The 21633-nt window shown below is 60.2% G+C and carries 20 protein-coding genes; 12 read left to right on the forward strand and 8 right to left on the reverse strand.

What is annotated here, in order from left to right; all coding sequences use genetic code 11:
* Window positions 1-172: 172 nt before the first annotated feature.
* Genes nagA through DDE77_RS11875 form a run of 3 tightly spaced genes read right to left on the reverse strand, consistent with a single transcriptional unit; the run spans window position 173 to window position 3143 of the window.
* Window positions 173-1336 (reverse strand): N-acetylglucosamine-6-phosphate deacetylase, encoded by a 1164-nt coding sequence (nagA, locus tag DDE77_RS11865; RefSeq protein ID WP_108397677.1) that lies wholly within the window; start codon window positions 1334-1336, stop codon window positions 173-175.
* Window positions 1333-2361 carry an SIS domain-containing protein gene (locus tag DDE77_RS11870; RefSeq protein ID WP_108397678.1) on the reverse strand — a complete coding sequence of 343 codons (1029 nt, stop codon included), beginning with the start codon at window positions 2359-2361 and terminating at the stop codon, window positions 1333-1335. Before DDE77_RS11870 ends, nagA begins: the two co-directional genes overlap by 4 nt.
* On the reverse strand, window positions 2358-3143 hold the full coding sequence (locus DDE77_RS11875) for a GntR family transcriptional regulator (RefSeq protein WP_425430747.1): 786 nt from the start codon (window positions 3141-3143) through the stop codon (window positions 2358-2360). The genes DDE77_RS11870 and DDE77_RS11875 overlap by 4 nt, the downstream gene beginning before the upstream one ends.
* Window positions 3144-3354: 211 nt before the next feature.
* On the opposite strand from DDE77_RS11875, the gene DDE77_RS11880 reads away from it, so the two are divergent.
* The 7 genes from DDE77_RS11880 to DDE77_RS11910 all read left to right on the forward strand — a co-directional run bounded on the left by DDE77_RS11880 (window position 3355) and on the right by DDE77_RS11910 (window position 9814).
* Window positions 3355-4257 (forward strand): N-acetylmuramic acid 6-phosphate etherase, encoded by a 903-nt coding sequence (locus DDE77_RS11880; protein ID WP_108397680.1) that lies wholly within the window; start codon window positions 3355-3357, stop codon window positions 4255-4257.
* A gap of 147 nt (window positions 4258-4404) precedes the next feature.
* Window positions 4405-4602 (forward strand): DUF2934 domain-containing protein, encoded by a 198-nt coding sequence (locus DDE77_RS11885; RefSeq protein WP_108397681.1) that lies wholly within the window; start codon window positions 4405-4407, stop codon window positions 4600-4602.
* A 381-nt stretch (window positions 4603-4983) separates the two neighbouring features.
* The gene (locus DDE77_RS11890; protein WP_108397682.1) at window positions 4984-6132 is read left to right on the forward strand and encodes an extracellular solute-binding protein; all 1149 of its coding nucleotides are present in this window, start codon (window positions 4984-4986) and stop codon (window positions 6130-6132) included.
* Complete coding sequence (locus DDE77_RS11895) at window positions 6129-7004, forward strand: ABC transporter permease (protein WP_108397683.1); 876 nt, start codon at window positions 6129-6131, stop codon at window positions 7002-7004. Before DDE77_RS11890 ends, DDE77_RS11895 begins: the two co-directional genes overlap by 4 nt.
* Window positions 7005-7823 carry an ABC transporter permease gene (locus tag DDE77_RS11900; protein WP_108397684.1) on the forward strand — a complete coding sequence of 273 codons (819 nt, stop codon included), beginning with the start codon at window positions 7005-7007 and terminating at the stop codon, window positions 7821-7823.
* A 9-nt stretch (window positions 7824-7832) separates the two neighbouring features.
* Window positions 7833-8873, forward strand: coding sequence for an ABC transporter ATP-binding protein (locus DDE77_RS11905; RefSeq protein ID WP_108397685.1), 1041 nt, complete (start codon window positions 7833-7835; stop codon window positions 8871-8873).
* Between the two features lie 107 nt (window positions 8874-8980).
* On the forward strand, window positions 8981-9814 hold the full coding sequence (locus DDE77_RS11910; protein WP_108397686.1) for a glycerophosphodiester phosphodiesterase: 834 nt from the start codon (window positions 8981-8983) through the stop codon (window positions 9812-9814).
* A 112-nt stretch (window positions 9815-9926) separates the two neighbouring features.
* Here the strand turns inward: DDE77_RS11910 and DDE77_RS11915 are convergent, their stop codons facing one another.
* The 5 genes from DDE77_RS11915 to DDE77_RS11935 form a co-directional block, all read right to left on the reverse strand.
* The gene (locus tag DDE77_RS11915; protein WP_245895207.1) at window positions 9927-10742 is read right to left on the reverse strand and encodes an inositol monophosphatase family protein; all 816 of its coding nucleotides are present in this window, start codon (window positions 10740-10742) and stop codon (window positions 9927-9929) included.
* Between the two features lie 103 nt (window positions 10743-10845).
* Window positions 10846-13545, reverse strand: a complete 2700-nt coding sequence (locus DDE77_RS11920; protein WP_108397687.1) for a sensor histidine kinase — start codon at window positions 13543-13545, stop codon at window positions 10846-10848.
* Window positions 13545-13772 (reverse strand): hypothetical protein, encoded by a 228-nt coding sequence (locus DDE77_RS11925; RefSeq protein ID WP_108397688.1) that lies wholly within the window; start codon window positions 13770-13772, stop codon window positions 13545-13547. The genes DDE77_RS11920 and DDE77_RS11925 overlap by 1 nt, the downstream gene beginning before the upstream one ends.
* The gene (locus DDE77_RS11930; protein WP_245895209.1) at window positions 13759-14169 is read right to left on the reverse strand and encodes a response regulator transcription factor; all 411 of its coding nucleotides are present in this window, start codon (window positions 14167-14169) and stop codon (window positions 13759-13761) included. The genes DDE77_RS11925 and DDE77_RS11930 overlap by 14 nt, the downstream gene beginning before the upstream one ends.
* A gap of 225 nt (window positions 14170-14394) precedes the next feature.
* Window positions 14395-16017 (reverse strand): helix-turn-helix domain-containing protein, encoded by a 1623-nt coding sequence (locus DDE77_RS11935; protein WP_108397689.1) that lies wholly within the window; start codon window positions 16015-16017, stop codon window positions 14395-14397.
* Between the two features lie 191 nt (window positions 16018-16208).
* Here DDE77_RS11935 and DDE77_RS11940 point away from each other — a divergent pair, with 191 nt between their 5' ends.
* From DDE77_RS11940 to DDE77_RS11960, 5 genes are all read left to right on the forward strand, one after another.
* Window positions 16209-17567 carry a substrate-binding protein gene (locus tag DDE77_RS11940; RefSeq protein WP_108397690.1) on the forward strand — a complete coding sequence of 453 codons (1359 nt, stop codon included), beginning with the start codon at window positions 16209-16211 and terminating at the stop codon, window positions 17565-17567.
* 165 nt (window positions 17568-17732) lie between these two features.
* A complete protein-coding gene (locus tag DDE77_RS11945) occupies window positions 17733-18764 on the forward strand; it encodes a branched-chain amino acid ABC transporter permease (RefSeq protein ID WP_108397691.1) in 1032 nt (343 codons plus the stop codon).
* A 1-nt stretch (window position 18765) separates the two neighbouring features.
* Window positions 18766-19905 (forward strand): ABC transporter permease subunit, encoded by a 1140-nt coding sequence (locus DDE77_RS11950; RefSeq protein WP_108397692.1) that lies wholly within the window; start codon window positions 18766-18768, stop codon window positions 19903-19905.
* Between the two features lie 10 nt (window positions 19906-19915).
* Window positions 19916-20680, forward strand: coding sequence for an ABC transporter ATP-binding protein (locus DDE77_RS11955; protein WP_108397693.1), 765 nt, complete (start codon window positions 19916-19918; stop codon window positions 20678-20680).
* A gap of 14 nt (window positions 20681-20694) precedes the next feature.
* On the forward strand, window positions 20695-21450 hold the full coding sequence (locus tag DDE77_RS11960) for an ABC transporter ATP-binding protein (RefSeq protein ID WP_425430752.1): 756 nt from the start codon (window positions 20695-20697) through the stop codon (window positions 21448-21450).
* Window positions 21451-21633: the final 183 nt, after the last annotated feature.

Below are 21633 nucleotides of genomic sequence, written 5' to 3' on the forward strand. Positions count from 1 at the left end.
TTTACCTTGGTTAACAGAGTGTTAATTAACGGGTAATTGCAGTCACTTAGCGGCTTAATGCCGTGCGGACGAGCTCATCTCGGCTCATTCAGCGGGCCTTATTTCTCGGAGAGAGTTGTGATCGCAATGTGGCAGATGTGGCGCCGCTGGATTGCGCATGTTGCGCCGGTGGTCAGCAGGCGCTGAACACGGACTGGCCTGCAATCCAGGTGGAGGCGACTTCGTGCTGGCCAGTTAAATGGACAAAGCTCGCGACAGCGCCCGGTCGGAGGTGCCCGAATTCTGATTGCACGCCCAGCGCCTCGGCCGGGTAGAGCGATGCCATTCGAAGAGCATCAGCCAGAGGGACATCGATCCGGTCCACCAGGAAGCGAACAGCCTCGATCATGTCGAGATCGGCACCGGCGAGCGTTCCGTCGGCAAGGCGCAGGGCTCCATTGGAGCGAGTGATGGTGCGGCCGTTGAGTTGCAGCGTGGTGATATCTGTACCCGTTTGCGACATCGCATCGGTCACAAGGAACAGCCGCCCGGGACCGGTCTTGGCGCGGAGAGCGATCTGGATGGCGGCGGGATGAACGTGAATGCCGTCGGCAATCAGGCCCGCATGAACTTCCGACTTGGCGAGCGTGGCTCCGACAACGCCAGGTTCACGGCTGCCTAGCTGGCTCATCGCGTTGAAGAGGTGCGTGGCCATGCTTGCACCGGCATCAAACGCAGCAGCACTTACTTCATAGCCGGCGTCCGAATGACCAAGACTGACAACGATCCCGGCTCCTGAAAGAGCCGAAATTTGCTCGCGCGTTACTGTTTCCGGGGCGACGGTGACCAGGAGGTTGGGCAAATCGTTCCGCAGGGCCAAGAGGCGAGACAGGTCCGTTTCGTCCATTGCACGGATCAGCGAGGGGTCATGCGTGCCTTTGCGGGCGGTGGACAAATGCGGCCCTTCGAGATGAAGGCCCAGGAAGCCGGGAACGCCAATTTGAGCCGCCTCGCGCCCCGCCTGCATAGCAGCGAGATTCACTCCAACATTGTCGGTAATGAGCGTGGGCAAAAGCGCCGTAGTGCCAAATTGGGCGTGCGCGGCGCAAATAGCCCGGATGGCGGGGAGGCTTGGGTCATTGTTGAAGAGGACACCGCCTCCGCCATTGACCTGCAGATCAACAAAGCCGGGAGCCAGAAAACCGCCACCCAGATGAACAGTTTCCGAATGCTTTGGAATGTCGGATCTCGCGACAATACCGACGACATGGCCGAACTCAATCAACAGTGCAGCGTTCTCGTGCCAGTCAAAGGCATCGAAAATGCGCGGGGCTGTAATGGCGAGCAGATCACTCATATCGTTTCGGTGACCTTTCTAAGCATAGCTGGTGCGTCTGGGTTGAAGCCACGATGCAGCGCAAGGGCTTCAACAAAGCCGTAGAAGGATACGATCAGCGCCAACGGGTCAGTCAAGGGATGTCCAGTGAAGGCAAAGGGAAGCTTGAGGGCGGCACCGGGGCGATCGCTCGTGAGAAAGGCGAGCGCACCCTGCCCTGCCAATTTGTGCGCCATGTCGGCGACCGATGTCTCGGCGGCGTCGCGTGCGGCAAGCGCAAGAACGGGATAGCCGGGTGTTACAATCTGGACGGGACCGTGCATCACTTCGGCCGCACTATAGGCTTCGGCTTGGATGCCGCAGGTTTCCTTGAACTTGAGGGCTGCTTCGTTAGCAATCGCAAAGCCCGGACCGCGGCCAAGCACGTATAGGGCATTACGCCCGTCCAGCGCAGAGATCAGGGGTGACCAGTCGCAAGCAATTGCATTGCGCAAGGAATTGGGGAGATCGGCAACAGCTCTGCTTAGCGCCTTGTCGTCGCTCCATCGAGCGATCAGGGACAGGCCCGCAACAATGGACGCTGCAAAGGTCTTGGTGGCGGCAACGCTTTGTTCGAGCCCGGCATGGAGATCGATGGTGAAGTCGGCCGCTTGGTCAAGCGGCGAGCCACTTGTGTTGGTTATGACAATTGTCAGTCCGCCGGAGCGGCGAGCTGATTGCGTCATGCCGACTATGTCGGGGCTCTTGCCCGATTGGGAAATGGAAATTGAGGCGGCATGCCCCAGCTTGAGATCCTTGCCGTAGACCGAGGCGATAGACGGACCGATTGAAGCCACCGGGACCCCAAGCGTCAGTTCAATGGCATATTTGAGATAGGCGCAAGCATGATCCGATGAGCCGCGGGCTATGGTGGCAATAACAGCTGGATCACGATCTCGGAGCGCAGCTGCGGCGGCATCAAGAACGGGACCGCTTTCGCTGAGGAGATTTTCGACGACATCGGGAATTGCCTCGACCTCGCGGCGCATGTGGGTCTGACCAGTCATGCTTTGTCTCCGGACGCTGGAGAATCGCCGAGCCGCAGTTCAGCGACGAAATCGTAGGTGTCACCTCGGTAGACGGAGCGGGTGAATTCGATGACACGGCCAGAGGCGAGATAGGAGGTGCGCTCGATGTTGAGGCCGGCCGAGCCGACGGCGACTTGCAGTAATTGGGCGTCCTGCTCGTTGAGATTGGCGGCGCGAATGCGCTGGATGGCGCGGATAGGGCGATTGCCGGATTTGTCTAGGTGACGGTAGAGCGAGTCCCCAATAGCTTCGGGATCAGGAACTATCCGCGCGGAAAGGCTGGCGCGCTCAATGGCGAGGGGGGTGTCTCCGGTGAGCCGAAGGCGCGAAATGCGTGCGACCTGTTCGCCGGAGGACAGACCGAGGATCACTGTTTCCTCCGGCGATGGCAGATATAGCCCACGCTCGAGCCATTCTGCCCGCACCGCCATGCCACGCCGGGCCATGTCTTCAGTAAAGGATGTCAGTTGCGAGAGGGATTGTTCGACACGCGGGGCCTGCGGCGCGACAAAGGTGCCAGAGCCATGGCGCTGCACAAGAACGCCATCTTTGACCAGTTGCAGCACGGCTTTGCGCACGGTAACGCGAGACACGTCCACCTTGGCAGCCAGATCACGCTCCGAAGGCAGGGCGTCGCCGGCTTGGATGTCGCCACGACGGATAGCATCCTCGATCCAGCGCTTAAGCTGCAGGTAAAGCGGGCCGCCTTGGGGTAGGACGACGCGATCTTCGGCGAAAAAACCGCTGCTCACTTCAGCCAATGCTTCCCCCGTCCGACACGTGTCCAGCCGCAAATCCTGACCCTCGGTCAGGTTAAAGCCCACTCGGCTCGCTTTATAATACCAATAAAATACCATTGACCAAGTGCTATTTTGCTTGAAAGCACCTAGCGCGCTACCTTTTCAGGTATCAAACACCGAACCTAGACAAGTGGTATGATTTTGGCATTATCTCGCGACAGAGGAGAGCGTAATGACACCACGGCAGACGGAAATGCGCCATTCGCGGGCCCAAGGCTTTGATCTGCTTGCCCCGGAGGAGGCACTGATGATTCTTGCTCAGGCGCAAGCCGCGGCTGCCGACACCGTACAAACGGCCGTGCCGCAGATTGCCCAAGCGGCCGACGTCATGGCCCAGACAATCTCTGGAACAGGCCGCATCATCTATGCAGCGGCGGGCAGCTCAGGACTAATGGCTATGGCCGACGCATTGGAACTGCCCGGGACGTTCGGAATTGACCGCTCGCGCATCAAGATTTTGTTCGCCGGTGGCCTGAATGCGCTTGCGGCGCTGGAAGGCGGTCCAGAGGATGATATCGAAGCAGCGCGCCGGGATGTGGAGCAAGCCGGAGTAGGTCCGGGAGATTGCCTCCTTGCCTTAACCGCCAGCGGCTCGACGCCATATCCCTTGATGGCTGCGGAAACTGCTCGGCGCGCTGGAGCCCGGACGATCGGGATCAGCACCAATGCTGATGTGCCGCTGTTTAAGAAAGTAGACATCGCCATCTGCCTGCCGACGCCGCCGGAAGTCATCGCCGGCGCTACGCGCATGGGCGCAGGGACAGCGCAGAAAATCGCGCTCAACATGATGTCCACCTTGATGGCGGTACGCCTGGGCCATGTGCACGACGGTTTTATGGTCAATGTGGTCGCCGATAATATCAAGCTGCGCCAACGAGCCCAAGGCATTGTTGCTGCCATCTCCGGCGTAGACGAAGCCGCTGCGAGCGAGGCACTTGACGCGACCGGAGGCGCGGTAAAGCTAGCGGTGTTGATCGCTGCAGGAGCAGCGAGCGTGGAAGACGCCAGGGGGATGCTCAACCAAAGCGGCGGCCAATTGCGGCCAGCGCTTGATGCGCTTGCGCGTCTGGCGTGAAACGCAGCCTGTTGTCAGCGAGCTTCTAAATGCCAGGAGTCACGCCTCACCCAAGGCAACTGCGCCAAGAGCTGGGCGTTGACTGCTGAGGAGGATGCCGAACCCGCCATCCTCCTGCCCCGTTCCGGGGCATTGAGGAGGTTCACCATGGAAAAGCATAGTGAAGAGGCCATTCGGGAACGCGCGTATGCGCTATGGGTCGAAGCAGGCTCGCCCGAAGGCGACGATCAGCGCTTCTGGCATGAGGCCGAACGTCAACTGAGCCGCGGCAGTGAGCTCGATACATCTGACAATTCTACTGACACTGATACACCGCCGGTACAGGCTGGCCTGCCCAATCTCTAACAGCTATGGGCGGCGTCGGTGAGGCGCCGCTCGATTGCTCTATTTGTTTCATTTCTGGCGCCGTTGTTTCGCTTGTTCCACAACAAGTAGCTCGGGGCGGCCAGGCTCAGCTTCATCAAAGCCGATAAACAGCCGTCCTGAAGTACTTCATGGCGTTATCCAAGGCACGGCATCAAAGCTGTGGCGCCGTTACACAAGTGTCGCAAAGCTGTGATTTGTACCCCATCGCTGCGGCCTCGGGCCCGGCTTCCGCTTGCAAAAAGTTCCGGCTGGTAGTTAGCTTCGGTCCGGGAGAGCTCGACGGAAGATCGATGGAACCTGTCGGCCGCATTGGCGATCGGCGGAATACCCGTTCCAAGAGGACGGTTTGGGAGATACAAAATGAAACGGCGTGATTTTATGCTCGCTGCCGGCGCAACTGCCGGCGTGCTGATGATGCCCCGCATGTCTTTTGCAGCTGAGGGCGTGGTCGATATCTATTTCACCTCCGACCAGAACGTCATCGATTTCTGGACCAATGTGGTGAAGCCGAAATTCGAGGCTGCCAATGCCGGCGTGACCTTGAACCTGGTAGACGGCGGCGATGGTGCCGGCGTGTCAGCCATTGGCGACCGCGCGCTCGCGGCCCTGGCCAGCGGCACCGACCCCCAAGCTGACCTGTTTGAGGGCTTCGACAGCCGCGTGACGGTCGGCGGCATCGACAAGGGTCTCTACGTCAACTTCAAAGAGGCCAATCTCTCCAACTATTCAAAGATCAATCCGCAAGCCTTCGACATCGAAACCAACATGCCCTATCGCGGCTCGCAGGTTCTGCTGGCCTATGACACCGAAAAGCTTGATCCAGCCAATGCGCCAAAGACCTGGGATGATCTCGTCGCCTGGATCAAGGCCAACCCAGGACAGTTCATCTACAACCGTCCCAACAAGGGCGGCTCGGGCGGCAATTTCGTGCGTCGCGCCATCTATGCCGTCAACGGCAACGACCCGAGCAAGTTTACGGTCGACAACTACAGCCCCGAAGCCGATGCAGAGATGCTGACGCCTGCCTGGGAAGTGCTCAAGGATATTGCCCCTTCGCTGTTTGAAGGCGGCGCCTACACTTCGGGCAACACTCAATCGCTGCAACTGCTCGGTCAATCGGCCGTGACCATGATCCCGACCTGGTCGGATCAGGCTCTCTCGGCAATTGACCAGGGTGTGCTGCCCGAAACAACCGGCCTGGTACAGCTGACCGACCTTGGCCTGCCTGGCGGCTTCACGCGCCTTGCCGTTCTGAGCAACGGCACCAACAAGGACATCGCGCTTCAGCTCTGCGACTTCCTGCTCAGCGAGGAGATTCAGTCCGCCGTGCTGAGCGAACTGGGCGGCTTCCCTGCCGTATCCTGGGATTACATCTCGGCTGATCTGCGCGAGCGGTTTGCCGACATCATCCCGGAAACCATCCCGAACTTCCCAAGCGGAGACTGGGAAAAGGCCATCAATGATGGTTGGTATCGCGCCGTGGCTCCGAACGTGGATCCTGCCTCGTGACCACCATAGACTCGGGCCACATCGCGCCCGTCCAAGCAGAACGCAGGAGGCCATATGGCCTCCTGCTCGTCGCTGCCCCCGTCTTGCTTGTTGTTTGGCTGATCATCTGGCCGATCATCTCGGCTGTTATCACCACGCTTTGGGTCCAGACGCCGGAAGGATCCGAGTTCTCGACCGGCACCTACCAATTCTTTTTTTCCGACGGGTACAGCCTGTCGAACCTGTCCGTTACGCTCTGGACCACGGGCGTTTGTGCCATCCTGCTGCTCCTCATCTGCTTGCCGATCGCACTTTATCTGCGGTTTTCGGACAGCAAGGTGGCAGGCTATGTGCAGGGACTGGCGATCTTTCCCATGTTCGTGCCGTCCATCATCCTGAGCTTCGCCTTTATCCGCGTGCTGGGGCCCAACGGGACAGTTGACCTTCTTGCCAACGCCATGGGCCTGCCCAAGATTCGCTCGCCTTATCTTACCGCATGGGGTCCCGTGATTGGCCTCGTATGGGACAACATTCCGCTCACCGTGCTGATCCTTTTGTCCGGCCTGGGCAATGTGTCCAACCAGGCAATCGAGGCGGCGCGCGACGTTGGTGCGCGCAAGCTGCAGGTGCTCTGGTACATCATATTGCCGCGCATCGGAAATTCCGTGCTTGTGGCGATTTCATTTGCCGTACTCGGCATTTTCTCGTCGTTCACCCTGCCCTATGTATTGGGTCCGGCGGCGCCTGAAATGATGGGGCCCTTCATGCAGCGCACCTTCCGCGAGCTGTTCGATCCGCGCAATGCCATCACCCAGGCCGTGATCACCTTCGGGTTCTGCATCGTGTTTGGTCTCTTTTATGTGCGCTCTGTCGCCAAGAACAGGACGCCCTAGATGGCCACTCTTGTGCATCGTAAAACCGACTGGACCGGCATTGTCCTTGCCGTCGTCCTGACGCTGGTCATCGTCTTCCCCTTGATCGTGGTGGGCACCTGGGCCTTCACCAATGTGTGGCGGTATCCTTCGGTTATCCCGCAGGAGTTCGGGCTCAGATTTTGGTACCAGACCTTGGCGCGTGCCGATGTTTGGACCTCCATCACCACGAGCCTTACGCTGGCCACGACAGTGACCGGCATATCCGCCCTGATCTGCCTGCCGGCCGCTTATGCCTTCGCGCGCATGGACTTTCCCGGGCGAGATATCCTCTTCTTCTCGTTTCTGGCAGGTCACGCCTTTCCCAAGTTCGGGTTGCTAGTGGCGATTGCAGGCATTTTCCTGCAGCTCAACCTCATCGGTACGTTCTGGGGTGTGGTGCTAATCCAGCTCGTCGGCACGCTGCTCTTCATGATCTGGATCCCCGTAGCGGCCTTCCAGTCAGTTGACCGGCGCATGGAGGAAGCGGCGCGTGATGTGGGCGCCGGGCCGTTCCGGGTGTTCTGGTCGATCACCCTGCCACAGGCCGGGCCGACAATCGCAGCGGCTGTTCTCCTGAGTTTTGTGGGCACGTTCTACGAAACCGAAGGGGCCTGGCTGATCGGTGCGCCACAGGTGCGTACGCTGCCGGTGCTGATGATCTCCTTCATCAACAACCAGCCGGTGATCCAGTATGGAGCGGTGCTGTCCGTGCTCCTTTGGGTGCCCAGTTTTATTGCGCTGATGTTTGCGCGCCGGGTGGTGAACTCGGGTTCGTTTGCGCGCGGCTTTGGCGGCTAGGAAAAATCAATGTCTGTTCTCAAGATCAAAGACGTCTCCAAGATTTTCGCCAATGGCACCGTGCGGGCGGTGGACAATTTTTCGCTCGATGTGGCCGATGGCGAGCTGGTGTGCCTGCTGGGTCCATCAGGCTCAGGCAAATCCACCCTGTTGCGCATGGTCGGTGGGTTCGAAAGGCCCACTTCGGGCCTGATGATCATCAACGGCGAGGACATCACCCATGTGCCGCCCGAGAAGCGACCAACAGGCATGGTGTTCCAGAGCCACGCATTGTGGACGCACATGAACGTTTTCAAGAACCTCGCGTTTGGGCTCAAACTGCGCAAGGTTGCACCTGACGAGATCAAGCGGCGCGTCGAAGGCGTGCTCGATCTGGTGGGCCTTGGCGGCTATGGCACCCGTCATGTGGCCCAGCTTTCGGGCGGGCAACAGCAGCGCGTAGCGCTGGCACGCTCCCTCGTGCTCGAGCCCAAGATCCTCTTGCTCGACGAGCCTTTTGCGAGTCTTGACCAGCATTTACGCGAAAGACTTCGCGAAGAGGTTCGTGACATTCAGCAGCGCCTCAAGATTACGACGCTGTTCGTTACCCATGGACAGGATGAAGCGCTCTCCATGGCGGACCGTATCGTCGTGATGCGCGATGGCAAGACCGAGCAGATCGACCGGCCCGACATCGTCTACCGCGAGCCGCAGACTCCTTTTGTAGCTGGGTTCATCGGCACCATGAATTTGATCGAGGGCACGGTCTCGAACGGCATCTTCAGCAAGGCGGGGTATTCGACGCCCCTGCCCGTCAGCGATGGTCCCGCGATTTTGGCCGTGCGACCCGAAGCGCTCGATCTCACCGTCGCCAATGACAATGCACAGGGCAAGGTCCACCGCGTGACCGACTATGGCACGCACGGGCTGGTGGATCTGGAACTGCTCGATTCGACGCGCGTCAAGGCGATGGTGTCCCATCCCGATCTGTTCCGGGCCGGTCAAGGCGTTAGGCTCGCGCCCAAGGCGATCGCGGCCTATCGGGATAACGCGGTCATTCATCGCGCGTAACAACTACAGCATTAACAGACCTCATCCTGAGCCTGTCGAGGGACGAGGTCGTGGTACCATCAGGGCACGCCCTCGTGGTTCGACAGGCTCACCGTGAGGGCTACTCCATGACCGACCCCATCTTCATCGAACGCGATGGCCACCGCACCTGGCTCAAATGGCACCGAGCCCGGCGGCGGTCGGGCGACCCGGCATTTACCGGTGCGCGCATCCTGGAGGGCATGCGGCTCGGCGCCAGCGTCGAGGTGGATTTGGTGGTGCATGGCGACCGTGGCTTTGCGGTTCTGCATGATCTAACGGCTGATCGGGGCACTACCGGCACGGGGCGCATTGCCGAACTCAGCGCCGCACAGCTGCGCAGCTTCAAGCTGCGCGATCAGAACGGCACCGCGCTCGAGGAGTACGTCATGCTGCTGGAGGACCTCTGCGCCCTTCTCGCCCAAGGAGGCCTGCATCCTGACGCCCTCCTGCAGCTCGACTACAAGGAAGATTGGGGCGTGCTGGATGAGGCAGCGCTCGCCACCTTCCAGCAGGCAGTGGGGCCGGTCGCAAGGCACATGATCCTGTCCTCGGGCGACGCCGAGTCCGTGCGGCTCCTGACCAAGGACGTGCCCGGGATCAGGATTGGCTATGATCCCTGCCATGATGGGGCTTTAGAACGCCTGGCGCAAACGCGGAACTTTGCCGGTTTCGTCCGCGATGCCGTTGCGGCGTCACCCAATGCCGAGATGATCTATCTCGCCTATCCCATGGTGCTTGAAGCGCACCGGCTAGGGTTCGACATCGTTGCAGCCTTCCACACCCATGGTCGACGGATCGATGCCTATACCATCAACAAGGTCGACGCCCTGTCGCAGCCCAAGATCGAGGCGCTGCTGGCGCTCAAGGTCGATCAGATCACGACGGACGATCCGGAGGAGTTGAAGGCGCTGGTGGGGTGAAAACTCCCCGATTGTCACCCTCGCGTTTGGCCCGAGGGCACTGCACCTGAGGAACAACCAGCCAAATACAACACCCTTAGGTCTTCGCCCGAGGGTGACTATCAGCGCAGCCTTAGTGTGAACCGTCTTTTGGTTCTTTTCTCGGCGCGTCTTTGAGCTTGTCCAGCAAATAGGCATGAGTGGCCTTGTTAGCGACGATCACGCATCCCGTTTTTTCATAAAACTCGGGACCGCGTCCCCACCAGTCCGTTACCACGCCGCCTGCCTCCTCGACCAGCAGGACGCCCACGGCCCAGTCTACCAACCCAGATTCCTCGAAATACCCGGTGAGCCGACCCAAGGCGACATAGGCGCAGGAATTAGCCGAGCTACCGACGATACGAACGGAGCTGATCGGGGCGCGGATGGCGTCCAGGCGCTGGTAGAAGCCGGGATAGGTGAAGAGCCCGGGCGTGGCGAGACCCGTACCAACGTTCAGCAGGCCCGTTTCGGTTTGCGGCGATACGGTGAGCCTTTCGCCATTCATGAAGGCACCCTGCCCCTTGACGGCCGTGAACATCTCGTCGGCGACAGGGTTGTAGAGCGCCCCGCACACCGTTTCGTTCCCGCGCCTCAGGGCAATGGAGATGGTGTAGTGCATGCCATTAATGAAATTGGTCGTCCCATCGATGGGATCGACCAGCCAGCGATGTTCATTGTCCTGGTTGACGGGGTCAAATTCCTCGCCGGTGAAGCTCCAGTCGGGGTAGCGCTCGAACAGGAATTTGCGGATCAGCAGCTCGCTTTCCTTGTCCGCCTCGGAGACGAAGTCGGCCGGTCCCTTGATCCCGATCTCGAGCTCACGAAAACGCTTGAAATAGCCGAGCGTCAAGGCACCCGCCTCGCGTGCAACAGCAACCATGTCCGCAAGGACTGTTTCGTAGTTCATCCGTATCTCCGGATTTGTTTGAATTCGCGGTGCCAGGACGGCCTTCTGCAACGATGCAATTCTGGGCCAGGAATGTCCAGCCGATCTGCCCGTTTCACCAAGTTCAGACTACTAGCACCGGCAGGCGGACGCGGAAGCACGCGCCAGGCAAGGGGCTTTGCACCAGATCGAGCGAGCCATGCATGCGTTTCACGATCTGGCGCGAAATAGCAAGGCCCAGCCCTGCCCCGCCCTGGTCGGCGGCCGCCTGTGCCCCGCGCGAAAACTTCTCGAAAATCAACTTGCGCTCGCCTGTGGCAATGCCGGGGCCATTGTCCGCGATATCGACCAGATGGTGGCCAGCGCGTAGGCGCGTCGAAACACTGATCACCGGATTGGCAGTGTCGTTGTATTTGACGGCATTGCTGATCAGGTTGATGAAAACCTGGCAGAGCCGGTCGGGATCGCCCTCCACCAGCGCCGCGCCCGAACGCCTGCCCCATTCCACTGAAACATTGCGCTGGCGCAGCAGCGCTTCGCAAACATCGAGCGCCCGGTCCAGCGCACGCTCGGGATCAATCGGGGCATTGCGCCAGGTGCGCTCGCCGCGCTCAAGAGCGGAGAGGTCCAGGATCTCGTCGAGCAGCTTGGTCAGGCGCAGCGATTCCTGATGGATGGTCGACACGAACTTGCGACGCTGCTGCTGGTCGATATCGTCGGCATGAAGCAGGATTTCCGAGAAGGAGCGGATCGAGGTCATGGGGGTGCGCACTTCGTGGCTCACCTGGCTCAGGAACTCGTCCTTTTGCAAGTCGAGCTCGCGCAGCTGCGTATTGGCTTCTTCGAGCTTTTGCGCGGTGGAGCGCAGCTCGGCCGAGGTTTTTTCCAACTGCTGGGAATATTCGATGGCCTGCTGGGTTTCGTCGGCCATCTGCATCATTTCCTCGAGCGACACATCGCTGCCCGAAACGACCTTTGAGAGCATGACGTGAGCCGATGCAGCGCCTATGGAGCCTGCGAGTTCACGCTCCAGGCGGCCGATGAACTCGGGCGACGGCTCCAGCAGGTCTGGATCAACACCCGCATCGCGCGCTTCGGCCTCGAACAGGGCGGCGGCGCGGGTGTCGCCCAACACCCGCTCGACCACAAAGAAGAGATCGTTTGCCGTGGCCGAGCCCAGCACGAAATTGCCGCCGGAGGCTTGGTTGGTCCTGAACACGTCCAGGAAGACGCTCGCCTGCAGCCGCTCCAGTGCCGATTGGCTGGTGAGCAGCGAGCCTATGACCAGGGTCAGGACGTTGGCCGAGAGGCTCCAGAAGGCTGCGTGCGCCAGCGGGTCGAGGCCTTCGAGGCCAAACATGGCTTCTGGACGGAGCCAGGCGATCCCCCACGGCCCCTGTTCCAGCAGAAGCACAACTTGCGGGGAAACCGAAGCAAAGGACGGCAGGAAGCTGCACCAGAACCAGAACACAAAGCCTGTGGCGATTGCAGCCGTGGCTGCCCTGCGCGTTGCATCGCGCCAAAACAAGGCGGCGATCACTGCCGGAAAGAATTGGGCAATGCCGTTGAACGAGATGAGCCCGATCGGCGCCAATGCGTTGGAGTCGCGTGTGAAGAAGAAGTAGAAGAACCCCAGGGACAGGATCAGCACGATCGACAAGCGGCGGGCAAAGAGCAGCAGGCCGGTCACGCCGCCGCCATTGCGGCTCGCTGAGCCAAACCGAAGGATCAGCGGCATGATGATGTGGTTGGACACCATGATCGAAAGCGCGATCGACTCCAGGATGATCATGGAGGTGGCGGAGGAAAAGCCCCCAATGAAGGCGAGGAGCGCCAATGTTTCCTGCCCAAACGCCAAGGGAATGGTGAGGGCGAACATGTCAGGGTTGGAGCCCGCTGGCATCTTGGCGAGGCCGAAGACGGCGATCGGTAGGATGAAAAGGCTCATCAGCAGCATGTAGGCGGGAAAGGCCCAGGAGGCCGTGCGCAAATGGTTCTCATCGGAATTCTCGACCACCGTCACCTGGAATTGGCGCGGCAGACAGACGATAGCGGCCATGGACAGGGTCAGCGTGGTCAGCCAGCGGACGTCAAAGGTGTTTTCTGCGTCGACCCGAACTCCCGCTGCTGCAGCGTCACTGAAAATCTGCTCAAAGCCGCCGCCGATGAACACGACGAACATGCCTACTGCTAACAGAGCCGCGAGCTTGACCACGGCCTCAAAGGCTATGGCCGCAACGACGCCATGGTGCTGCTCCTTGGCATCGACGTGACGGGTGCCGAAGAGAATGGTGAACAGCGCCATGGCGGCCGCAACGCCCAGCGCGAGCCCCACGTCATCAATGCCGGTGAGGCTCCCCCGACCGAATTCAGAAGCGCCGGCCACCGCCTGGATCGAGGAGGTCACAGCCTTGAGCTGAAGCGCGATATAGGGCGCAATCCCGATCACCGCGATAATGGTGACAAGGACGGCAAGGCGGTTGGACTTGCCAAAGCGCGAGGACAGGAGGTCCGCAAGCGAGGTGATGCGTTGTTGGTGACTGATGCGGACCAGGCGCCGCAGGAGAAACCACCAGCCGACAAAAACCAGCGTCGGCCCGAGATAGATGGTCAAGAATTCAAGGCCTGAGCGCGCGGCATTGCCGACAGCGCCATAGAAGGTCCAGCTGGTGCAGTAAACCGAAATGGACAGCGTGTAGACCCATGGCGAATGAAGCCAGGAACGCTGGTTGGACCGGGCGCGCCTGTCTCCAAAATAGGCCAGTACGAACAGCAGGCCGACATAGGCAACAGCGGTCGCGATGACGAAATCCGCCGACAGCATCAATCTGCCTCGCTGTCGGAACCCGCCGGCTCGGGCGGCAGGAAGCGGTTGAGCAGTGCCGTGCCAGCGATCAAAACCAGCCAAAGGGCGAAAAGATAAAGCACCGTTTGAGGCAAGCCCCAATGCCTGAGGGGTTGGTTGAACACCAATACGAGCGGCGGCAGCATAAGGAGGGCACCAAGAAGTGTCAGCACCAGCATTGCGCTCTGCAGCTTACGCCGATCCACTGCCTTCCCCCAGCAACTGCCTAACCGCGCCAACAACCTCGGCATTGGCATAGGGCTTGGTTACAAAGGCGTCCGCGCCCAGTTCCTCCGCAATGCGCCGGTCCTGCTGCTGCCCCTTGGCGGTCAGGATCAGCACGGGCGTAGGTCGCATGTCGGTGTCAGCGCGAATGTGCTTGAGGACATCGAACCCGCTGCGCCTTGGCAGCATGACGTCGAGCACCAGGATGCGCGGACGGAGCCGGCGCACGGCCTCGAGCGCTGCATCGCCATCGGTAACGCAATGGATAGACCAGCCGGCGCGCCGCAGAATGAATTCGAGCGACTCCAGAATGCTCGGCTCATCCTCGGCAATAACAATGTCGGTTGCCAAATATCCCCCCTTTGAACCACCGGACATTCTTGCGTGTCCGGTTGGTTAAATCGAAACGCCCCTCAGACCTAGGTAGACCTCACCTGCCAGCCGCCTCAGTAGGCCTCATCCTGAGCCTGTCGAAGGACGAGGTCGTGGCATCCAATCCTCCACTTGCAAGCCCCATGGTTCGACAAGCTCACCATGAGGTCTCACGGACATCTTCCATAAGCCAGCAGTTCCTCCTCTGCCGGCAGCAATAGTTAAGCGCAATCACTTGATCTCGCCAAGCTCTAATCCATTGTTAACCAAAGGCGTGCGCGTGACCGAGCGTGGTCCGCCTGGGGAAAGGGCTTCCTCCTGGCGGCTCGCGCAATCACGGCGGGTGCATAGACGACATGATGGGCCGACAGGCGCATCGGCTGTGGCGTCTGACAGATCGAGACCACGGCCGTAAACAGTGCGGTCGGCATGAAGCACATCACAGGCTAGCATGACCGAGGACATGGTGGGCTGCTCGCCAAACGACGCAAGCCGGCGGTGCACCGTGCGCGCGAGAAACAGATAGCGCGAGCCATCGGAAAAGCGCACCACTTGCCGCATGAGAGCTTCCGGAGTGCGGAAAGCGCCATAGATCGCCCAGAGCGGACAGGCATGGCCGCTATTGGGCAGCAGGAGGCCCGGCAACGGAAAATGCTTGGTCAGCCGGCCAGCAGGGTCAGAGCGCAGAAAACCGAAGGGAACACCCTCAGCGCCGGGTCGACGGAGCGAGACGAGGCGGTGAGCAACCTGCTCGAAGCTGGCGTGGTAGTTCTGCCGGATATGATCGATGTCGTAGGCGCAGGCCTCGGCATCGTTGAGGAGGCTTTCATAGGGAAACACGATCGCGCCGGCCAGATAGGAGCCAACAGCGCGGGCAGCGAGCCGGCGCGCCGTGGGCGTGGTGAGTGCGGCACCGGCCAACGTGTCGGCGATCACGTCGCCTGCCGCGAGTTCACCAAAGAGGCGCGCGAGCTGGAACTGCCTTGTGGCGAGGGTACTCGCACCGTGGAACCACATAATGCGCTGGTCGGCATCAAAACGGTATTGCCCGGGGAAGTCCGGCAGCCCCGGTGAACCGCCAACCACAACTTGGACGTTGAACCGCAGGGCGAGCACGTCCATTAGAGTCGTCAGACCAAACCGACCATGTGCATCGAGTTCTGTGCGAAGGGACTGCGATGCCTCCTCAAGCTGTGGGAAATAGTTCCGGTTCTCGATCAGCAGATCATCGATCTCGCGTGCCGGGGAAACACTTCTTTGGCTTTCCCGCGCGGTTTCGAATTGGCCGATCAGATTGCGTGCCACATCGGTGAGAGCACGCGTTTCCCGGCTAATGGTGCGGAGGAACTGCCGGCGCTCAGCTTCATCGAGGTCAGGAACATCCTCAAGAATTTCGGCGCTGGAGCGAATAGCTGTAACGCCTGACAGGATTTGATGCAGCAATTGCCCCAGGAGTGGATCGGACCGTAGGCGATCGGCATAGGCATCGGCGTTAGCAAGTGCCGTGACATAAGCCCGGTGCATGCGCGCCAGGGCCATCGCGCTAGCTGGATATTGCGCCACCAGCTCGCGCCGCTCATCGGGGCGAAAGGGCAGCGACTCGGCCATCGGATCGGCAAAGGCCTCTTCAAGATCCTGCAGCAGCTTCTCCTCGGTACGGCCGGCAAGCTCGTCAATATCGATCGCAAGGCAACTCGCCACCCGGTTCAGCAGCGCGCCGCCGATGTCCCGTTTGTTGTTTTCGATAAGGTTCAAATAGCTGGGCGAAATACCGACAAGACGCGCCAATGCGGCCTGAGAAATCTTAAGCGATTTCCGCCTGTTGCTGATGCGAAAACCGATTGGTGCCCGCATGCTCCACTCCCCTTCCTTACCGCTTCTGTCAATGTTTTGACTTTTCTAGCAGCAGATAAGAACAAGTATTTACAGAATTGAGCTGGAGAAACAATGCGCTATTGCCCTCGTTTGCTGGGCTGGTGATTATCGGCACATGCGGTGAGTGGCTGGCTATGTACCAGCAGCCCCGCGCCAAAAGGAGGAAATCAATGACCATTTTGAAGCGCGGCTTTAGCCGCCGCCGGGTGTTGCAGACAGGCATGGCCGGCATTCTCGCCACCGGCATCACGCCGATGATCTTTTCCCGCGGTGCGTGGGCACAGGAGTTCTGCAACAACCCGACCGGCGACACGGTAACCTTCGGCCTTAACTTGCCGCTGACCGGCGCTTATGCCGAAGAAGGCGCGGACGAGCAGAAGGCCTATGAACTGGCCGTTCAGCACCTTAATGGCGAAGGCGATGGTGGCCTTCTGACCCTGCTGCAGCCGTCGGCCCTCAAGGGCAATGGTATATTGGGCAAGAAGGTCGCCTTTGTGACCTCGGACTCCCAGACCAAAGCCGATGTGGCACGTGCTGGCGCTACCCGCATGATCGAGCGCGACGGCGCCATCATGGTCACCGGCGGCTCGTCGTCCGCAGAAGCCATTGCAGTGCAGGGCTTGTGCCAGGAAATGGGTGTCATCTTCATGGCAGGCCTCACCCATTCCAACGATACGACCGGCAAGGACAAGCGCCGCTACGGTTTCCGCCACTTCTTTAACGCTTATCAGTCGGGCGTGGGCCTTGCCCCCTTGCTGGGCCAGGAATACGGCACTGACCGACGCGCTTACCACCTCACCGCCGACTACACTTGGGGCTGGACGCAGGAAGAATCCATCAAGAACGCCACCGAAGCCTTGGGCTGGGAAACCGTTCAGACCGTCCGCACCCCGCTCGGCACCACGGACTATTCGCAATACCTCACGCCGATCCTCAATTCAGGCGCCGACGTGTTGATCCTCAATCACTACGGCCTCGACATGGTCAACTCACTGCCGCAGGCCGTGCAGTTCGGGCTCCGCGATCGCCAGGCCAACGGCAAGGACTTCCAGGTGGTAACGCCGCTGATCTCCGAGCTCATGGCTAAGGGTGCCGGCGAAGCGGTCAAGGGCGTGTTCGGCACGTCGAACTGGCATTGGAATCTGCAGGATCCGGGCACCATCGCCTTCACCAAGTCGTTCGGCGCTGCCTATGGCTCCCCGCCGTCGCAGGCTGCCCACACCGCCTACGTCCAAGCTCTGCTTTATGCGGACGCCGTGGAACGCGCTGGCACCTTCTATCCGCCTGAGGTCATCAAGGCTCTGGAAGGCTTCGAGTTCGACGGCATGGGCAATGGCCCAACGCTGTATCGCGCAGAAGACCACCAGTGCATCAAGAACGTGCTGGTCGTGCGGGGCAATGAGTCCCCCACAAGCGAGTTCGACGTGCTCAACATCGTGCAGGAAACTCCGCGCGAAGCCGTTGCCTATGATCCCGCAATCTTTGGCGGCGATCTCGGTCCGGCAGAGCCAGCACCGATTTGTGCCTAGGGACGAGTGGAGCCAGGCTGATGTTCCAGCTCCACCGTCATTGCCCGGCTCGTCCGGGCAATCCAGCCCCTGCCGCAACATGCGATGGACCACCGGGACAAGCCCGGTGGTTACGGCAGTGGAGGATCGAGTGGCCTGCTCGACCATCCCGCTTGGGAGTACTCAATGTTTGACGTCATCTTTCTTCAATTTCTCAATGGACTCGACAAGGGCGCAGCCTATGCGCTGATCGCGCTGGGGCTAACGCTGGTGTTCGGAACGCTTGGCGTCGTCAATTTCGCGCATGGCGCCTTGTTCATGTTGGGTGCGTTCTGCGCCGTGGTGGTGCGCAAAGTTCTCACCATGGAAACAATCACCGTCGACCCCAACCAGCTTTCACCTTGGGGCACGCCGCTCGAGGTCCGCACGCCCTTGGTCCAGGCATGGCTGGGCGATTTTGGCGCGGTGCTGGTCAATTATTCCGTCCCCTTCTCCATTCTCCTGACCATTCCTGTCATGCTGGTCGTGGGCATCGCGCTCGAGCGTGGGATCATCAAGCATTTCTACCGCCGCCCCCACGCTGAACAAATCCTGGTGACCTTTGGCCTAGCCATTGTGGCGCAAGAGATCATCAAGTCCATCTTCGGACCGAATTCCATTCCCCAGCCCATGCCTACCGATCTGCGTGGTACGGCTGATATCGGAGCGTGGCTCGGCATGCAGGCGGGGGTCATCACCTACCCAATCTGGCGCCTGGTGTATTTCCTGTTTGCCGCCGTGGTGATTGGCGCCGTGTTCGCGTTCCTGCAGTTCACCACTTTCGGCATGGTGGTGCGCGCCGGCATGGCCGACCGCGAAACCGTGGGGCTGCTTGGCATCAATATCGATCGCCGCTTCACCATCATGTTTGGCCTGGCCGCCGTGGTCGCGGGCATGGCCGGCGTCATGTACACGCCCATTCTACCCCCCAACTACCACATCGGCATGGACTTCCTGGTGCTCAGCTTCGTGGTGGTTGTGGTGGGCGGCATGGGTTCGCTCCCCGGCGCCGTTGCCGCGGGGTTCCTCCTCGGCATCCTTCAGTCCTTCGCCTCCATGACCCAGGTCAAGGCGCTCGTTCCCGGCATCGACCAGATCATTATCTACCTTGTTGCCGTGGTTATTCTTCTGGTTCGTCCGCGTGGCCTATTCGGCCGGCGCGGTGTGATGGAGGCCTGATATGGCTGCCATGCCTCGCAATGATCTGCTGCTATTCGCCGGCTTTACCCTCGCGGTTCTCACCATGCCAATCTGGCTGGCGCCTTTTGGCGCCGCCTATCCCGATTTGCTGCAGCGCTTCATGATCTTCGGCATCTTCGCCGTGGGCTTCAATATTCTCTTCGGCCTCACCGGCTATCTCAGCTTCGGTCACGCGGCCTTCTTTGGCGTCGGCTCCTATGCCGCTGTCTGGTCGTTCAAGCTGCTTAGCCTGGACGTTATTCCGGCCATGATCTTCGCGATAATTGTGTCGGGCCTGTTCGCCTTAGTAATCGGCTATATCAGCCTGCGCCGGTCGGGCATCTATTTCTCCATCCTGACGCTCGCCTTCGCGCAGATGAGCTACAACATGGCTTATTCCGTGCTGACGCCCATCACCAATGGCGAAACTGGGCTGCAGCTGACGCAAAGCGATCCGCGTCACCTCGACAGCGCACTTGCGGCCACAGTAGTGGGTCAGCCGATCCCGACCCTTCTGGGTCAGTCGCTCGGGGGCTTTTCAGGCTTTTATTTCTGCGCCGGCTTCCTGATCATCGCTTTCTTCCTTGCCCAGCGCATAACCGGCTCGCCGTTCGGCATGATGCTCAAGGGCATCAAGACCAACCAGACGCGCATGCACTACACGGGCTTCAATACTAAGCCCTACACGCTCGCCGCCTTTGTGATCTCGGGCATGTATGCGGGCCTTGCCGGCGCTCTCCTTGCCGTCACCGACCCGCTGGCCGGCGCCGAGCGCATGCAGTGGACCGCCTCTGGCGAAGTGGTGCTGATGACCATTTTGGGCGGTGCCGGCACGCTGGTAGGCCCCGTTATCGGTGCCTGGCTGATCAAATATTTCGAGAACATCTTCTCAGCGATCAACGATGGTATCCTGCGCCGCTTCTTCGACTTCCTGCCCGATGGTGTCGATAGCGCGATGGTTACCGTCGCCAGCAAATTCGTGGGTGAAGGCTGGTTCCTTACCCTGGGCCTGGTGTTCGTAATCATCGTGATCTTCCTGCCAGGCGGCATCATGGAAGGGGTGCGGCGCATAGCGCACCTCTTCAACCGCGCGCCCAAGGCGCCCGGCAAAGCCAATCCGCAGCCGCAACCTGCCGAATAGGACGAAACCCATGTCTCAACCCAATGTCGTCCTGCATGTTGCCGACGTCCACAAGCGCTTCGGGGGCCTTCATGCCCTCGCCGATATTGATTTGCAGGTGGAAGAAGGTCAGACCCATGCCATTATCGGCCCCAATGGGGCAGGCAAGTCGACTCTGCTCAACGTCATCATCGGCAAGCTGCCGCCATCAAGCGGCCAGGTCGTGTTCGACGGCACCGTGCTGACCGGGCGCAAGCCTTATCAGATCAACCAGCTGGGCATAGCCCGCGTGTTCCAGACGCCGGAAATTTTCGGCGATCTCAGCGTGCTCCACAACGTGATGATCCCGGCTCTCGCCAAGCGCGACGGAGCGTTCAAGCTCAACATGTTCCGTTCGCTCGACAGCGAAACCGGCATTCGCGAGGAAGCCGAACACATGCTTGAAGATGTCGGCATGCTGGGCCGCCGCGAGATGGCCGCCGGCAGTCTTAGCCGCGGTGACAAACGCCGGATGGAGCTGGCCATGTGCCTGATCCAGCACCCGCGCCTGCTGCTCCTTGACGAGCCCACCGCCGGCATGTCGCGCCACGACACTAACACCACGATAGAGCTCCTCAAGAAGATCAAGAGCCGCGGCATGACCAAGGTCATCATCGAGCACGACATGCATGTAGTGTTCTCGCTTGCGGACAAGATATCGGTTCTGGCGCAAGGCCGCATCATCGCAGATGGCACGCCGGACCAGGTGCGCGGCAATCCAAAGGTGCAGGAAGCCTATTTGGGAGGGGCGCACTGATGAGCGCGATCGCAATGGAAACCCAGATTATCGGCAATAGCCAGGCTGCGAGCATGGAAACAACCCGCCCGTTCTTTTCGGTACGTGACGTGCACAGCTATTACGGCGAAAGCTATATCGTGCAGGGCGTGTCGCTTGATGTGCGCAAGGGTGAAATTCTGGCGCTATTGGGCCGTAACGGCGCCGGCAAGTCCTCGACGCTGCGCTCCATCGCGCGCACGAATGATCCGCAGATGCGGCAAGGCGAAATCTGGCTCGACGACCAGCCCATCCACAAGATGAAGAGCTTTGAAGCGGCGCGCGCCGGCATCCAGCTGGTGCCCGAAGACCGTCGCATCATCTCGGGGCTGACGGTGGAAGAGAACATCGCCCTCGCCAAGGTTGCCCCCGGCAATGGCTGGAGCCTCGATCAAATCTACCAGAGCTTTCCCCGTCTGGCGGAGCGCCGCAAACAGGAAGGCGTTACCCTTTCTGGCGGCGAGCAGCAGATGCTGGCCATTGCCCGTGCACTAGCGCGCGATCTGAAGCTGCTGTTGTTGGACGAACCTTATGAGGGCCTTGCACCCGTTATCGTGCACGAAATTGAGCGTATCCTTCATTCCATCAAGCCGTTGGGCATCACCACCATCATCGTCGAGCAGAACGCCGTGGCCGCACTCAAGCTCGCCGATCGGGCTGTGATCCTCGACACGGGCGAAGTTGCCTTCTCCGGTACGGCGCAGGAAGTGCTCGACAATGCCGAACTGCGCCACGAATACCTCGCCATCTGAGTTCTCGGCCTCCGGGCCGATTCAAGCTACCCTGGGCCTTTCGCCCAAAGGCATTCCGCCGATCTCACCCTCTCCCGCGAGAGGCCCAGGGTAATATTACGTTCAGGGTTACCTCATCCTGCCCTTGTTGAAGGACGAGTTCATGGCACGACTGGGATGCCCGTCCTCATGATTTGACAGGCT

The organism is Devosia submarina (assembly GCF_003056345.1).
Taxonomy (GTDB): domain Bacteria; phylum Pseudomonadota; class Alphaproteobacteria; order Rhizobiales; family Devosiaceae; genus Devosia; species Devosia submarina.

Bases quoted from the DNA above. Each gene is read 5' to 3' on its own strand.
- DDE77_RS11880 (WP_108397680.1), top strand. From the start codon at position 3,355: ATGACACCACGGCAGACGGAAATGCGCCATTCGCGGGCCCAAGGCTTT.
- DDE77_RS11870 (WP_108397678.1), bottom strand. From the start codon at position 2,361: ATGACTGGTCAGACCCACATGCGCCGCGAGGTCGAGGCAATTCCCGAT.
- DDE77_RS11905 (WP_108397685.1), top strand. From the start codon at position 7,833: ATGTCTGTTCTCAAGATCAAAGACGTCTCCAAGATTTTCGCCAATGGC.
- DDE77_RS11955 (WP_108397693.1), top strand. From the start codon at position 19,916: ATGTCTCAACCCAATGTCGTCCTGCATGTTGCCGACGTCCACAAGCGC.
- DDE77_RS11910 (WP_108397686.1), top strand. From the start codon at position 8,981: ATGACCGACCCCATCTTCATCGAACGCGATGGCCACCGCACCTGGCTC.
- DDE77_RS11930 (WP_245895209.1), bottom strand. From the start codon at position 14,169: ATGTCCGGTGGTTCAAAGGGGGGATATTTGGCAACCGACATTGTTATT.
- DDE77_RS11915 (WP_245895207.1), bottom strand. From the start codon at position 10,742: ATGAACTACGAAACAGTCCTTGCGGACATGGTTGCTGTTGCACGCGAG.
- nagA (WP_108397677.1), bottom strand. From the start codon at position 1,336: ATGAGTGATCTGCTCGCCATTACAGCCCCGCGCATTTTCGATGCCTTT.
- DDE77_RS11920 (WP_108397687.1), bottom strand. From the start codon at position 13,545: ATGCTGTCGGCGGATTTCGTCATCGCGACCGCTGTTGCCTATGTCGGC.
- DDE77_RS11950 (WP_108397692.1), top strand. From the start codon at position 18,766: ATGGCTGCCATGCCTCGCAATGATCTGCTGCTATTCGCCGGCTTTACC.
- DDE77_RS11885 (WP_108397681.1), top strand. From the start codon at position 4,405: ATGGAAAAGCATAGTGAAGAGGCCATTCGGGAACGCGCGTATGCGCTA.
- DDE77_RS11890 (WP_108397682.1), top strand. From the start codon at position 4,984: ATGAAACGGCGTGATTTTATGCTCGCTGCCGGCGCAACTGCCGGCGTG.
- DDE77_RS11945 (WP_108397691.1), top strand. From the start codon at position 17,733: ATGTTTGACGTCATCTTTCTTCAATTTCTCAATGGACTCGACAAGGGC.
- DDE77_RS11935 (WP_108397689.1), bottom strand. From the start codon at position 16,017: ATGCGGGCACCAATCGGTTTTCGCATCAGCAACAGGCGGAAATCGCTT.
- DDE77_RS11940 (WP_108397690.1), top strand. From the start codon at position 16,209: ATGACCATTTTGAAGCGCGGCTTTAGCCGCCGCCGGGTGTTGCAGACA.
- DDE77_RS11900 (WP_108397684.1), top strand. From the start codon at position 7,005: ATGGCCACTCTTGTGCATCGTAAAACCGACTGGACCGGCATTGTCCTT.
- DDE77_RS11960 (WP_425430752.1), top strand. From the start codon at position 20,695: ATGGAAACCCAGATTATCGGCAATAGCCAGGCTGCGAGCATGGAAACA.